This is a genomic window from Roseobacter sp., assembly GCF_024639605.1.
GTDB lineage: Bacteria > Pseudomonadota > Alphaproteobacteria > Rhodobacterales > Rhodobacteraceae > Roseobacter.
Map to the genome: position 1 here is coordinate 1 of NZ_JAHEHZ010000011.1, position 13670 is coordinate 13670.

A 13670-nucleotide genomic window follows, 5' to 3' on the forward strand; every position below is an offset into this window, starting at 1 on the left:
TTTCAGCGCCCGTTGGCAACGCCCCCCACTTGTGAAAATGCGCCCTGAGCGGTTTTGCCGCCGGGGGCCTTTGACGCTGCCGCTAAATTCCAGCATTTTGTGCAGTTACACACGTTGCTGCGACACCGCAGACGACAGGATGAATGCCTCTCCGAGACGAGAGATAATGTTGCTGAGCGCAAAAATCCCGCTGTTAACGGTCCCGGACAGCCCCCGACAGATACACCGGAGGCAAACGACTTATGCCTGCCTCTCATGCGCCCCCAGACGTGGTTTATCCGGATCCACCATTGCGACGATCGCGGGCCACGGGGGGCATTCCACCGGGATCGTGAATTTTCACATCGACAACACACAAAAACTCCATGCAGTAACCGTTGTGTGTTTCGCGAAGATGCATCACGTCAAATGGTTCTGCGAGTGCAGCAAGGCAGGTCTGAGTGCCGGCGAAAAGCCGCTGGCGATTGCGGATTCGCATTTTATTGCCATGATCTGCATCGCCTGAAAGCTTGCAGTCCGGTATACTTTTTTCGGCGCGGATCGGCGCCGCGCCGTCTGCGGTGATTGATCGATACGACTGGCACACGCCGGTTCGCGCTGCCGCTGCCGCATTGCAAGGATCCACAGAATGACGTAGGGTGCAGGTCGGTGGATGCACGCATCTCCGGCCGGTCCTCTGAAGTGTTACCTGACGGTCCTTGCCTGACTGTTCTCATCTTTCCACGCATTGTGCCCCGCAAAGACACGCGCAGACCCGCACCTGTCCGGCGCCGGTCTTTGCCGGTCACTTTACAGCACCCTGAGCCTTCACATCATGCCTTAAACGAGCAGTGGCAGTGCCGCCTGCCGCCCTGTCGCGCCTGCGGTGCCGGTCAGCGCCGGCAACAACGCGTCTGCCGATGGCAGGTTCAGGAACCGCGGTCGCTGTGAGACGAGCCCGGGTGCGATGATCCGCAAGGCGGGCGCCCCAAACTGCGCCCGCGTCATATCAAAAACAGCAAAAGTTCCGCCCCTTGCGGCACAGCAGTCTGACAGCCCGGCCGTTGTCCGCGGAACGTCCGCTGCCCCGTCGGGAGTGAACCGGGGATCGGCGCGGCTCATTCCCGCGATCCAGGGTGTCAGCGGATGCTCCGGGCCATGATGCTGCGCCATGCGGATGCGGAATTCGCTGTCGGCCAGTTCCAGCGCCGCGGCAAGCGCTGCCGCGCGCAGGTCGGTGCGCGCTGCAAACCCGCAGGCGACGGCACCGCCATCCGGGGCACTGCTCACAGCTGCGACGCAATGCGGGGCCTGCGGTGCTGCAAGGAGCATCAGCGTTGTTTCGCGTTCACGCGCGCCGAACGCGCGCAACAGATCAGGCACTTCCTCCAGCAATGACAAAGGCAACGCCGCAGCGCGGATGCCGCCCCACCACCAGCGACCGATGGCGTCACTCTCAAAGAGTTCCGCAAGGGCTGCGGCAACGGCTGCATCATGGTCCCTGCCCGATGCACAGCCTTCGCTTCCCGACGGGTTCAGGGCGCTTACGCCATCTCCACCGATCCACACCAGATCAGAGGGCGCGCACACCACGCGACCACTCAGCAGATCCACGCCTTCGTGCCACATCGCATCCCGGCCCGGCGCGCCCGGCCAGAGGTCCTCATCGCCCCAGCGCTCATTCCAGGACTTATGTGCGGCATACTGTGCCTGAGAAAACCGCAGAACCTCGGTGCGGTCGAGCCGGCCTCCCACAGGGGCCGCACGCCCGGTATCCGCATCCCCGTTGCGACAGCAGGATACCAGCTCGGCCGCCTCACCGAGGGCCCGCCGCAGCGCGTCCGCGCGGGTGAGCCCGCGACCTGATGCCACGCGCCCCGTGACCGGCAGAGCCGCCGCCGGAAAACCGGACAGCGCCATGGCCGCATCACCCGGAACCACCGCCACCAGATGCACCGGCAGATCGGGTGCCTCGAACCAGTGCGGCGTGAAAAGTGCCGCCATCCGCGCCAGATCAGAACCAGGTGCCGTCATAAAACTGTTTTCAACCCAAGCGTTAAAAGGCATAGTTTCCGCACCGCGCGACCGGAGGAATGATGTCCCAGCGAGCAATCCTTTTTGCCGACCTTGCCGGTTTCAGCCGGCACATGCGCGAGAACGAACCCGCCACCGTCGCCTATATCGCCGCCCGCCTCACCGAGGCGCGCGATGCCGTCGAAGCGGTCGGCGGCGAGGTTGTGAAAACGACCGGGGATGGTTTTGTGGCCCATTTCGCCACTGTGCCTGCTGCTCTGACTTTTGCAATCAGCTTTCAGCGCGCAGAGCCTGACACGCCCGGTGTCCGGCACGGATTTCGCATCGGGGTGCACTTTGGCCCGGTGCATTTCGGCAATGCCGACATCTATGGACATGCCGTCAATATCGCCGCACGGCTTGAGGGGATAGCGCCCCCGGGCGGCATCACCATCTCCGGTGCCGCGTTTCGCCGCGCCGAGACCTTTGCGCGCGATTTCAGCGGCCGCGGGCCGGTGGTGCTGCGCAATATAGGTGAGAACATCACCGCCTATGATTATTCACCCGGCCGCAACGAGCCGGCATCCCTGCCCGCCGATGTGACCGTGATCGGCAGCCTGCACATTTCGTCGGAAGACGGTGCCCGGGTTGAGCTGCGCTCAGAGCGCGCGCGGATCCTGCTCGGTATTCTGGTGCTGGGCGGGCCGGACCCGCAGCAGCGCACCCAATGCGCGGCCCTGATGGGCAATCCCGAAGATGCCGCGGGGCTCGAAGCGGCCCGGCGCACCCTGGCGCGGGCCTTCCGGCGCGCCGGGGCCGCCGGACTGCGGCTGCACGATGAAGGAACGATCGGCGTCGACCAGTCGATCGTGCGTGTTGATCTTTACGAGTTGCCCCGCGACGCCAGATCGGGCGCGGTAGACCCGAAACTGGTGCGCGGGATCGACTGGGACGTGGAACTTGCGCCCGGACTGGGAGATCAGGGCGGCTCTCTCGCGGGCTGGGCCCGCGTGATGCGCGGACGCTGGCGTCGCGAGGCCGCCGGCGCGCTTGAGGTCTGTCTGAAACGGTTCCGCGCGGAAGAAGACGGCGCACGGGTGGCCGCTGAGGCGCTGCTGCTGATCGAGCCCGGCCATGAACCTGCCGCACGGGTGCTGATCCGGCACTATAACGCGCTCGGCAACCGCGCGATGGCCATGCAGGAATACGAACGGTTGCGGGACTGGCTGACCGGTCGCTACGACATGGCGCCCTCGGCTGAGACCGAAGCACTGATCGCCGGGATCCGCGCAGGCGAAGCGGCTGATGCTCTCCCGCCCGGCAGTTTCACCGACACCCGCCGGCCCGATCTGCGTGTCGGTGCCTTTTCCGCCAGTGACAGCAATGCCGATCTGGCCGCCGGCCTGCGGTCTGATGTGGTGGCTGCGCTGTCACGGTTTCGCGAATGGTATGTTGCGGAATCTTCCGGGCGTGACGGCGGCGATTACCTTCTGACCGCGCGCGTCGGTGAACAGCACGCCACCTTTTCGTTCACCCGCACCAGTGATGGCGTTGTGCTGTGGCAGGAACGGCTCGCATCCGGCGCGGACTGGAAGCGGTCTCAGGAGCAGCTTGTCGCCCGCGTCGCCGCCCGTGCCGAAGTCTATGTCTCAGCCGACCGCGTGGCGCGGGCATTTGGCGGGACGGAATCCTCGCAGTTTGACGACTGGATGCGCGCCGAAGGGTTGCTGGCGCGCTGGGACCCGGATGCTGAAACCGAGGCAGCCGCCCTTCTGGAAAACCTTCTGGAACGCGATCCGGCCTTTGCGCCGGCTTACGCCAGCCTCGCCAGCATTTATAACGTGCGTCACATCGTACGCCCCGGACTGAACCGCAGCGACGAAGACACCCGCCGCGCGCTGGCAACCGCGGTGCGGGCCACTGAACTTGATCCGCTGGATGCCCGCGGGCAGCTGGCCTTTGCCTGGGCGTCAGCCATGGCAGGCCATTACGATCTGGGCACGGTGCACCTCGATCTGGCGACAACCCTCAACCCTACCAGCTCACGTACAGTGATCTCAGCCGCAATGGGGTTTGCGTTTTTCGGGCGCGCAGAACGGGCGCGCGATCTTTTTGAGAAAACAGCACGTACTGCTCCGGTTCTGGCCCGCTGGCAGTGGTGCTACGGCGTTCCGGTGCGGTTTTTCGCAGGTGATTATTCCGGCGCTGCGGATGCTGCCTTACAGGGGGGCGACGCCATCAAAGACAACTACGGCTGGCTCGCAGCAAGCTACGCAGCCCTTGAGGATCGCGATAATGCCGCGGCGGCATTCGACACCCTGAGCGAAACGATCAAACCGTTCTGGGAGGGCTCTGTGCCCCTTGACGCGCTCAGCCTTGCGCGGTGGTTTATCAGCGCCTACCCCCTGCGGCGGCCCGAAGACACGGTCCGCCTTGCCAGCGCCATCGCCTTTGCCGCAGGGCTGGAGGTCTCCGCCCTTACCGGCAGCGCGTGAAGGCAAAGCTCGCGATAAGATAGTCTTCAAGGCGTTTGCGGTTGGCGTCGCTCTGAGCGGCCAGAAAGTCCGCAACCAGGGCGATCGTATCAGGCACAACGGTTTGCGAGATATAGTCATACGCAGAGGTCTGGGCATTCTGCTGAACCACGGCTGTCATCCGGAAGGTGTTGCCGTTTTTGTCGTCAATATCACCACGCAGCTCAAGCTTATCATTCACCACATTGCCCGGATTGGCGAGCGTCTCAAGGGCATATTTGTTGCCCTGGCGTTCCAGAACCCTGAAATCATCGCCTGTGGTTGCCAGCACCGCATGGCATTCAGTCGCCGGGTCGGCGAATTTATCAAGAATGCCCTGCACAAGATCTTCTGCATCATTTTTGTCCGCAACGCCGCCGGATCCCGCCCGGATATCGCTGCCGGCCGAGATCATGCCCTCCCGGCGCGCGGCCGGGGTCATATCTGCTGTCTCAAAGAAAATAACGGATGGCATAATGAGTGTCCTTTCTGATGTGTAATACAGTTCAGGGCGGAGGAGGCCCCGCGTCAAGTGTGGTCGAGACCCTGAGCAGGTCCGGCAGGGTCAGAATGCCCTGTGCAGGCACCGTGCCGCCCCGCGCCGCGCAGATTGCAGCATGCAGCGTCTCCGCGACAATCCGGCCGGCAAGCGGCCCAAGCCGCGCGCCACCGCTGAGAAACTGCGCCTCGCGCAGGGTATAAAACCACAATGGTGTGCGGTCGCAGAGCCGGTCGCCAGCCGCCCCGTCGGTGAGCGCGGCAGTGATGGCCGAGGGCTGGTCTGCGGCAATTTGTTCGGGCGTCAGCAGTGCACCGCTGAAAATGCCGGGATCTGCGTGCCAGAGCCCCTGTGCGGATGTCAGCCCCACAGACTGCCCGCGCGCCAGCGTCATTTGCGCAAGATTTGCCGGGCCCGGTTGCTCGCTCAGATGGCCCGGATCAAGCTGCCCCATCTCGTGATACAGAACCGGCGTTATCGGCGCCGCGACATTGTCCGCCGTCGCGGCATCGGAATCGTGCCAGTCCGCCTCCCAGCGGAAACTCAGAACCCGGTGCCCGTCATCATGCATTGCAAGGCTGGTTCCGTTGAACGTATGCGCCAGCAGCTGCGGCATGAAATGGGGCGACGGACCGGTCCGCGACCAGGTGTAGCGGTCACGCACCATGGGGTGCCCGAACCGGTAGGCGGCAAAGGCAAATTCCGCAGGGATCAGCAGATGTCCCGGATCGGCAGTGCCGGGTGCAACAAGTCTGCGTCCGTTGGCCATGATGTCGGCAAGCGTGCCGGCATCGATAATACGCGGCAGAAAATCATAAAGCGTAATCTGATGTACCGCATCGATAAGACCCTGTTTGGGATCAGGCACGCCGTCGCGGCACAGCCTGACATAATAGCGCAAAAGCGCCACGTGCAGCTGTGCCAGAAACAGGTTCGCATCCGAACGGGTGTCCGGGATCAGTGGCCTGCCACCGGTATCCCGTGGCAGGTCGAGAAAGCTGTCAAATGAACTGCGTGACGTGCGCCCGAGGGCCACGTCCTGTTCCACCAGTGCGCCGGTCTGCTGATACACGCCGGCCATGTGCTGCAGGTGTTCTGTCGGGGGCGGAAAAACCGTGTCGAGATCAAGTGCGGCAGTGTTCAGATTAAGCGGCGCACCAGGGTCTGAGACATTGCTCCGGCTGAGATCATGGCCGAGAAACTGAGCAAAATAAACATATGCCGAAGGCAGCGCGGGCTCTGCTGCGGGCCATGCCGGTCGCACCGAGGATACCATCGCAAGGGCTAAAGCCGCGAGCGGCCCGTCGCGGGTGTCCTGCTCGCGTGGTCCGAGCCGGCTGTAGCCGGCAACCTGCCCCCCGCCTCCGGCCCCTTCGCGGTTTTCCAGATCAGCCTGAAGCCCCCCCGGACCGGGCCCGACCGGTACATCTGCAAGAAGTGCACGTCCGGTGCCGAACAGCGTGGCGGAATAGGCACCGGCATCATCAGGGCCTGCGGTATCGGCCACAAGCTTCAGCCCGCCTCCGTGCATGTGAGCGCAAACGCTTTTGCTCATTCCCGTTTTCCGTGCATCTTCATCTCACTGAAAGATAACACGAAAGTGCCCGGTCTGTCAGCCCGCAGTGCCGCAGGCCCCGGTGCGCGGCAGACCCGCGTCCGCAGCACCGATATCCCAGAACAGACCCGTCATAATCTGCAGCCCCTCGCGACAGATGCTCGCGCGCATATGCTCGTCAGGTGCGTGCTGGCTGCAGCCGCGCCATGAATGCGGGATCCATACGGTCGGCATTCCGAGAATTTCGGTGAACACGTGGTTCGGCAGCGATCCTGCAAGATTGGGCAGCAGATGCGGCCGCTTCAGGGTGGTATTCTGCACAGACGCGCAGACAAATTTCGTCCAGGGATGGTCCGGCGCCAGCCGTGTGGCGGGGAAATGCCCCCCCTGGTGCGGGCGGATTTCAACCCGGCCCAGACCGCGCGCGTCCAGTATCGCTCTGAGAGCGGGAAGCAGTGCTGCGGTATCTGTGCCGGTCACAAAGCGCAGCTGGCATGTGGCGCGGGCCGTGCCGGAGATTGCGTTGACAGGAGCCTCAGGCAGGCCACTGGTCATGGCGAGCACCGCAAAGCTGTTCCATCCATAGGCGCGCTCGGCCATGCTCAGATCAGGCGCGCCCCAGTCCTCATCCGGTTCCGGCCCGTCGCCGCCTGTCACCGGCAGATCGCGCAGCGCCGCGCGCACGTCGGGCGTAAGGCTGTCGGGCCGCCATTCAGGGATCAGCAGATCTCCGCGGGCGTCGGTGATCAGCGCCAGCGCCTGAGCGATGAGCATGGCAGGATCCGCCAGCAGGCCGCCCCAGTTGCCCGAATGGTGCGCCCCGTCGCGCAGATCCGCCACCAGATCAAAGGTGACCGCGCCGCGCGATCCGGTGAAAACGGTGGGTGTGTCCGGCTGCAGGCGCGGCCCGTCCGAGGCGATCAGTACATCTGCCGACAGACGGTCTTTCATCGCACTGAAAAATTCCGCGAGACCCGCCGAACCGGTCTCCTCGCTCATCTCGATGATAATCCGGCTGTTGAACCCCAGATGTCCCCGCCCGGCGATCACCTGCTCCAGCGCTATTATATTGATCAGATGCTGGCCCTTGTTGTCCGCCGTGCCGCGCCCGTAGATCTCTTCGCCGTCAACGCTCACCACAAAGGGCTCAAGGCCCGCGCGCCACTGCCCCTCCTGGCCGTGGATGACATCGCCGTGACCATAGGTCAGAACCGTCGGCAGCCCGTCGCCTTCATGCCGTTCCGCAACAAGAAACGGTCCGCCACGCGGATCAGGGTTCGGGAAAATCCCGCAGGAATAGCCCGCCGCCTCCAGGCGCGGCATTATCGCCTCCGTGAGGTAAGCTTGCAGAACCTCTGCACGCGCCGGGTTCTGGCTTTCGGTCGGATAGGCCACAAGCGCCGCCAGATCCCGCACAAACCGCCCGTCATCAAAGAAAGCTGCAGCTGCAGTAACGGCAGCGTCCCGCGACGATCTGGCCCCGGGCCCCGTCACAGACCAAGAGCCTCCAGCCGCACGGCCTGACGGGCGGCGAGTGCATCAATCTCCTGCATCGCATCCCGGCTCAGCCCGGCACCCGGTTTGCGCACCACCGGATGCGCGATAAACCCGCGTTTTGCCAGCGAATACTTGCGGATTGCGAGACCAAGCCCCGGCTGCGCCTCATAGCGGATCATCGGCATGTAGGCGTCGAATATGTCCCGCGCACGGTCGGTATCCCCGGCCGCGCAGGCCGCTGTGACCTGTGCCATCATCTCCGGATACGCAAAACCGGTCATGGCCCCATCCGCCCCGCGCAACATCTCTTCGAGCAGGTACATCCCGCCATTGCCGCACAGAATGGAAATGCGCCTGTCGCCGGCCTCGCTGGCGCGGCGAAGGGCGGTGATCTTTTCCAGCCCCGGCCAGTCCTCGTGTTTCAGCATGACGCAGGTGGGACAATCCTTAACAATCTGCAGAATAACCCGCACCGGGATCTGCACACCGGTCGCAAGCGGAAAGTCCTGCAGCACGAACGGCGTGTCGCCCAGCGTTTCAGCCACATTCTGGTAATACGCAAGGATCTGCTCATCCGTGCGCAAATATGATGGCGGGGCCACCATCACGCCTGCAGCACCTGCCTGCATCGAGGTATCGGCCAGTGCCTTCATCGCAGCAAACCCGGGAGCCGAGACGCCGACCACGACCGGCACATCTGCCCGGCCGGTCACCCGGCGCACAATCGCTTCGGATTCCGCCGCCGAGAGCTTGCCGGCCTCGCCCATCATGCCCAGGATTGTCAGCCCGGTTGCCCCCAGACGCAGATAAGCATCGGTCAGACTGTCGATACTGTCGAAGTCAACGGCCCCGTCCGGCACAAACGGCGTGGCCGCGATGGTGAACACGCCACGCGCGGTCTCGTCAAGCATCGGCCAGCCTTCCCGATGGCGCAGAGGGACGGATCACTGTCTTCTGCCCCCCGATCATGACGCAACAAGGCTCCGATAGAGTTCAGTCACCGCATCCTCTGCAAGGTCTGCATCGCTGAGCTTCAGGGTCTCGCCGGCGGCAATATCGCGCGTCACCTTCACCCCGTGCGCGAGCCCGACGGGCAACGCATCGCGCGCTGCAGCGACCGGCTGTGCCTTCCCCCAGACAGTAAAGCCGCCTTCGCCATCCAGCATTTCACCTGCTTTCAGATCGCGTTTGGCCACAGAGGCGACCGTCCCCCGCATCTCGCGCGATGTGCCGGTGGGCTCGCGGCGCAAAGCCGCACTCAGCACGGACACCGACAATTCCATGCCAATCAGATGAAAGGGTTTATACATGGCAGCAAACCGGCCGGTGTCATCCACCGGCAGCCCGTACTGGTGAAAACAGGCGGCAGAATAGGCATTCGGGGCCTCGAGCACCACGTAAACGCCCCATCTCAGATCGCGGAAAACAGGCCGGCCATCGCGTTCCACGGAGGAAATCGTCTCCACCATTTCCGGTCCCTCAAGCTGCCCGCCGACATCACGCGGGCGCAGCACCCGGGCAAGATCATCGACACCGCAGGGCGGAAAAGCCAGCCCGTTCTGCGGCACATTGAGCCCGCAGGCATTGGCGATCGCGACCATCTCGATGGCGCTCTTGGTTCCGTCGAGAAAGGAGTTGAACATCTGCGGGTTCATACCGGCGCGCGCTGCCTCTTCGGGTGTCAGGCCGTAATGCGACCAGACATCATCAGGGGTGACACTGTGATAAGCCGGCAGATATTTGGTCCCCTTGCCGGCGGCGGCCACGCGGAACCCCGTGGCCCGGGCCCAGTCCACCATCTCAGAAACCAGCGCCGGCTGGTCACCGTAAGCCATGGAATAGACCACGCCGGCCTCACGCGCCTCTGCGGCCAGCGCCGGACCGACCAGAACATCAGCTTCGACGTTGACCATGACCACATGCCGGCCTGCGGCGATGGCTGCACGTGCATGGCGGATGCCGGCCAGCGGATTGCCGGTCGCTTCGATCACCACATCCACACCATCTGCAGCGACGGCCTGCGCGCCGCTGTCGGTGAACTGTGTGGCCGCGATGCGCGCATCATCCCAGCCCACCGCCCGACAGGCAGCACGCGCCCGGTCGGGATCAAGATCCGCGATAACGGCCACGTCCAGCCCTGCGATTGTCGGCACCTGGCTGAGGAACATTGATCCGAATTTTCCTGCCCCGATCAGGGCGGCGCGGACCGGAGTGCCGCGTTCACCGGCGTCGCGCGCCAGGCTGCTGAGATTCATGATGCTCTCCCTTTTTCACGCAAGCTTAGCGCCGGCGACGGGGCGGCGCCAGATCAGACAACAGACCTGTGGTTGAGCCCCGCGCCTGTGCGAGATAAACCGCCTTTGATGCCGCTGCCCGGATCCGCCGGGCGCTGCTGCCCGGATCCGGAGGTTTTTGCCCGTTGTCGCCTGTCCTGTGGTCATTCCGTCGTTGCCCCTATGCAATGCGCGCACGCCTGGCTCTCGAGGTGTCGGGGGTAAGGGTTCATCTGCGCGAGGTCGTTCTGCAGGACAAACCGGCGGCTTTCCTGCGCGCTTCGCCGGGGGCTACCGTGCCCTGCCTGCAAACAGACACCGGAGTGATTGATGAGAGCCTCGACATCATGATCTGGGCGCTGCGGCAGAACGATCCCGAAGGATGGCTCCACATGCCGCCCGAAGGATTTGCCCTGATCAAATACGCCGACGGTCCGTTCAAAGAAGCGCTTGACCGCACCAAATATGAAACCCGCTATCCCGGATCGGATCCGGAAGCGGCCCGGCAGGTGGCCTCGGAGTTTCTTCAGAAACTGGATGCTCAGACTGACGACTGGCTCTTCGGGCGGCCGTCGCTGGCGGATTTCGCGATCCTGCCATTCGTCCGGCAGTTTGCCTTCATCGACAAAGCGCGTTTCGATGCCGGGCCCTGGCCCCGTCTGCAGGGCTGGCTCGCCTCGTTTCTCGCGTCACAAAAATTTGCAGCCGTCATGCACAGGTATCCCCGATGGCAGGACGGTATGACGGGCGATTTGTTTCCGGATCCGGCAACAATATCCGGCACCGGCCGGCATTAACAGCAATCGCGGTTTGCATTAACGGAAATACTGAGATTTACGTATGAATCTTTGCATCAAAGCCTGACAGCGTTACTCTTGGCAACGCTTTGGTGAGGGATTCGTTTGGCAGGCGCGCAGATCCGCGCGGTTCGGGAGTTAAGTTAAATGGCGGGTGAAAGGGGCAGAAGCGGTGCGACCGGCACGACCGGTGCCGAACAAGCCCCCGGGTCTGAGCGCAGCCCTGCACTTGCAGCCAACTGGGACGACCGCGTGGCAGAGGCCCGAAAGAAACGTGCCAGAATCCTCGCGCAGCGCGAAGCCTCAGGACAGAAAAAAAAGTCTGTCAGACCGCGTCCGGTGCCGGCGGGCGACGGTATTCTGCCGCTAACAGAATCCGTTCTGAAGAAAACCGCGCCTCCAGAGCCCGTAGCCCACAAACCTGCTGCCGACGGGCCGGCGGCGCGCAGCGCGCAAGGTGCCGTCGCATCCGAAATCCTGAAGGCCCGCGTTCCCGGCGATATTGCCCGAAAAACGCTGATTTCAGCCTCTGACCAGAAGACCGTCGCGGCACCCGCAGAGTCCGTGCGCGCCGTCGCGGTTGCTGAGCGCACTGCAGAAACTCCTGAGTTTCGCCAACCTGCCGATGACCAGATAACTCCGCCCGGAACTGAGGGCACCCCAGGACGGGTGCGTGACAAGCTGCCGCCGCTGGCAGCACAGATCCAGCCCGCCGCCCCCGGCACCCGGTTACGGACCTTCTCACGCTGGCTCGAATCCAGTACGCCCGGCGTACGCCTTGCGGTCATCGCCTTTGCGTGCTGCTTCGGGCTGGGCTTCGGCATGGTGCTGAGTTTCGCGATACTTGCCGCAATGGGCTGGATTACACCGTCACAGCAAAGCGCAGAAGCGACACGACCCGGTGCATCTGTTGTGTCAGACACGCCACCGGATGTCCTGACCCGTACCGCCGTTACCATGCTGGCTCCTACGCCAGGTCCGGGGGTGGGCGGGCTGACAACACCGGGCATAGCGCAGCAGGATACGTTGCGCACAGATGTGCCGCCGCTGGCAGGCGCAGCCCCTGCGGATACCTATCCTGCAGGCTTTTTGTCGCCCGGACCGCTGATCGGCACCTACACCCCGTTGCTTGCCGGTCCGGAACCCGTCGCGGCGCGGCCCGCACCGCTGTCTCTTTCGGGCGACAAACTGGCATATGTCGCGCAGACGCCGGACCGGCCGGGAATTATCCTGAGACTGACCGATCAGCTTCCTGAACTTGCCGACCGCAACAAAATATCACTCTGGACAGGTCTTGCGAGCCTGCGTGTGCCAAGCGCTCAGCCCCGTGAATTTGAGGCGCCGGATGCCGTCGTGGCCACGACCGTGTTCATGCCCTCGCCGGTTCTGCAGGGCGCAGCATCCGGCACTGCCCCGGTTCTCAATGCAGCGATGCGGGTTCTGCCGGTTGCTGTTTCCGTCGCGAGCTCCGGCATCCCGGCGACCCTGCCGGCCACGCCGCCACCGGCTGATCCCGCGACGGGGCCTGCGGACATCGGGATCGCGCCACAAATCCCGGCCATCGTCACGCCGGCGCTCTACTCACCCGATACCGCAGAAGATCTGCCTCAGACAGGCGCTCCGGCTGAGCGCACACCAACCCTCGCGGGCCGGCTCGGACTTGATGTGCCTGAACGGTCCCGCTTCAGCCTCGTGACCTTTGCCCCGGACAGCGTGAGCGACACCTCAGTCGAGGAAAACCGTGCCCGGCTGCGCGAAACAGGCTTTCCGCTCGGCGCGCTGAACCGTGTGTCCTTCCGGGTGTCAAAAACTCATGTGCGGTATTATCATCCCGACGACGCTGAAGTGGCCCGTGCTGTTGCTGAGGAATTCGGCGCCCCTGTGCGTGATTTCACCAATATCAGCGGCACCGCACCGATCGGCCGGGTCGAGCTCTGGATGACAGGTGATTCAGGTCGCACAGCAGCACCCGCGCAGAGCCAGCGTCAGACCACGACACGGCGTGCACAGCCCGCCCCGTCTGCCGCAGAACTGCGCGCCGCGGCCGAGCAGCGCCTGCGCAACCGGCTTGTAAACAGCCTGCGCAAAAAAGAGTACAAGTAGTCGCGCCGCGCGGCGTAACGAGCCGTTTGATATCTCCACAGCCTTCATGTTAAAATGCTCCCGATGGTATGGTCCCGGTCGAATCCGGGCTGTCGCAGGGTATTTCCTGACGGGTGTGAGTGTGGCGAACGAAAAGCTTCTTGCGATTGTGACAATTCTCAGCCTGATCGGATCAACCGGTCTGGCGCAGGAGGATGTGACAATCGATGATCTGCGGACCATTGATGCGCTGATCACCGGCAAGGAATGGAACGCGCTTTATACCTTCGTGAACTCCAAACCGCAGCTGACGACCGGAAACGACCCGCTGGCGGTGGAATTACGGAGTTTTGTCGATGAAACCAAACGCGGGCTGCTGAACCGTTTTGATTCAGGCCCCTCGCAGCCGGATGGCGGTGGTCTCGGCAGCACGGAGCGGTCGGTCGCGTCTATCTACTGATG

The 13670-nt window shown here is 63.6% G+C and carries 10 protein-coding genes and 1 pseudogene; 5 read left to right on the plus strand and 6 right to left on the minus strand.

Going from position 1 to position 13670, the window contains the following annotated elements; all coding sequences use genetic code 11:
• Nucleotides 1–505 (plus strand): annotated as a pseudogene (locus Q0M35_RS02685) (hypothetical protein); the annotation flags it as partial.
• 314 nt (nucleotides 506–819) lie between these two features.
• Here the strand turns inward: Q0M35_RS02685 and Q0M35_RS02690 are convergent.
• Nucleotides 820–2046 (minus strand): YcaO-like family protein, encoded by a 1227-nt coding sequence (locus Q0M35_RS02690; RefSeq protein WP_295311922.1) that lies wholly within the window; start codon nucleotides 2044–2046, stop codon nucleotides 820–822.
• A 29-nt stretch (nucleotides 2047–2075) separates the two neighbouring features.
• Here Q0M35_RS02690 and Q0M35_RS02695 point away from each other — a divergent pair, with 29 nt between their 5' ends.
• Complete coding sequence (locus Q0M35_RS02695) at nucleotides 2076–4487, plus strand: adenylate/guanylate cyclase domain-containing protein (RefSeq protein WP_295311925.1); 2412 nt, start codon at nucleotides 2076–2078, stop codon at nucleotides 4485–4487.
• On the opposite strand, the gene Q0M35_RS02700 is transcribed toward Q0M35_RS02695, so the two are convergent.
• From Q0M35_RS02700 to Q0M35_RS02720, 5 genes are read right to left on the minus strand one after another with little or no spacing between them, the layout of a single operon-like run.
• Nucleotides 4471–4980, minus strand: coding sequence for a hypothetical protein (locus Q0M35_RS02700; protein ID WP_295311927.1), 510 nt, complete (start codon nucleotides 4978–4980; stop codon nucleotides 4471–4473). The two genes, Q0M35_RS02695 and Q0M35_RS02700, sit on opposite strands and share 17 nt — an antisense overlap.
• Nucleotides 4981–5011: 31 nt before the next feature.
• Nucleotides 5012–6559, minus strand: a complete 1548-nt coding sequence (locus tag Q0M35_RS02705) for a hypothetical protein (RefSeq protein WP_295311928.1) — start codon at nucleotides 6557–6559, stop codon at nucleotides 5012–5014.
• Between the two features lie 57 nt (nucleotides 6560–6616).
• Nucleotides 6617–8053, minus strand: coding sequence for a M20 family metallopeptidase (locus tag Q0M35_RS02710; RefSeq protein WP_295311930.1), 1437 nt, complete (start codon nucleotides 8051–8053; stop codon nucleotides 6617–6619).
• Entirely contained in the window at nucleotides 8050–8967 is a 918-nt protein-coding gene (locus tag Q0M35_RS02715) for a dihydrodipicolinate synthase family protein (RefSeq protein ID WP_295311932.1), read from the minus strand. Before Q0M35_RS02715 ends, Q0M35_RS02710 begins: the two co-directional genes overlap by 4 nt.
• Before the next feature lie 54 nt (nucleotides 8968–9021).
• Nucleotides 9022–10311, minus strand: coding sequence for an SAF domain-containing protein (locus tag Q0M35_RS02720; RefSeq protein ID WP_295311934.1), 1290 nt, complete (start codon nucleotides 10309–10311; stop codon nucleotides 9022–9024).
• A 164-nt stretch (nucleotides 10312–10475) separates the two neighbouring features.
• On the opposite strand from Q0M35_RS02720, the gene Q0M35_RS02725 reads away from it, so the two are divergent.
• The 3 genes from Q0M35_RS02725 to Q0M35_RS02735 all read left to right on the plus strand — a co-directional run bounded on the left by Q0M35_RS02725 (nucleotide 10476) and on the right by Q0M35_RS02735 (nucleotide 13668).
• Nucleotides 10476–11126 carry a glutathione S-transferase gene (locus Q0M35_RS02725; RefSeq protein ID WP_295311936.1) on the plus strand — a complete coding sequence of 217 codons (651 nt, stop codon included), beginning with the start codon at nucleotides 10476–10478 and terminating at the stop codon, nucleotides 11124–11126.
• Nucleotides 11127–11273: 147 nt separating this feature from the next.
• Nucleotides 11274–13229: a hypothetical protein gene (locus Q0M35_RS02730; protein WP_295311938.1), complete on the plus strand. Its 1956-nt coding sequence runs from the start codon at nucleotides 11274–11276 to the stop codon at nucleotides 13227–13229.
• A 121-nt stretch (nucleotides 13230–13350) separates the two neighbouring features.
• Nucleotides 13351–13668 (plus strand): hypothetical protein, encoded by a 318-nt coding sequence (locus Q0M35_RS02735; protein WP_295311940.1) that lies wholly within the window; start codon nucleotides 13351–13353, stop codon nucleotides 13666–13668.
• The last annotated feature ends 2 nt before the right edge of the window (nucleotides 13669–13670 follow it).

What these genes read in the sequence shown, in the direction of transcription:
- Q0M35_RS02730 (WP_295311938.1), top strand. Translation starts at nt 11,274, where the DNA reads ATGGCGGGTGAAAGGGGCAGAAGCGGTGCGACCGGCACGACCGGTGCC.
- Q0M35_RS02700 (WP_295311927.1), bottom strand. Translation starts at nt 4,980, where the DNA reads ATGCCATCCGTTATTTTCTTTGAGACAGCAGATATGACCCCGGCCGCG.
- Q0M35_RS02715 (WP_295311932.1), bottom strand. Translation starts at nt 8,967, where the DNA reads ATGCTTGACGAGACCGCGCGTGGCGTGTTCACCATCGCGGCCACGCCG.
- Q0M35_RS02695 (WP_295311925.1), top strand. Translation starts at nt 2,076, where the DNA reads ATGTCCCAGCGAGCAATCCTTTTTGCCGACCTTGCCGGTTTCAGCCGG.
- Q0M35_RS02720 (WP_295311934.1), bottom strand. Translation starts at nt 10,311, where the DNA reads ATGAATCTCAGCAGCCTGGCGCGCGACGCCGGTGAACGCGGCACTCCG.
- Q0M35_RS02705 (WP_295311928.1), bottom strand. Translation starts at nt 6,559, where the DNA reads ATGAGCAAAAGCGTTTGCGCTCACATGCACGGAGGCGGGCTGAAGCTT.
- Q0M35_RS02690 (WP_295311922.1), bottom strand. Translation starts at nt 2,046, where the DNA reads ATGCCTTTTAACGCTTGGGTTGAAAACAGTTTTATGACGGCACCTGGT.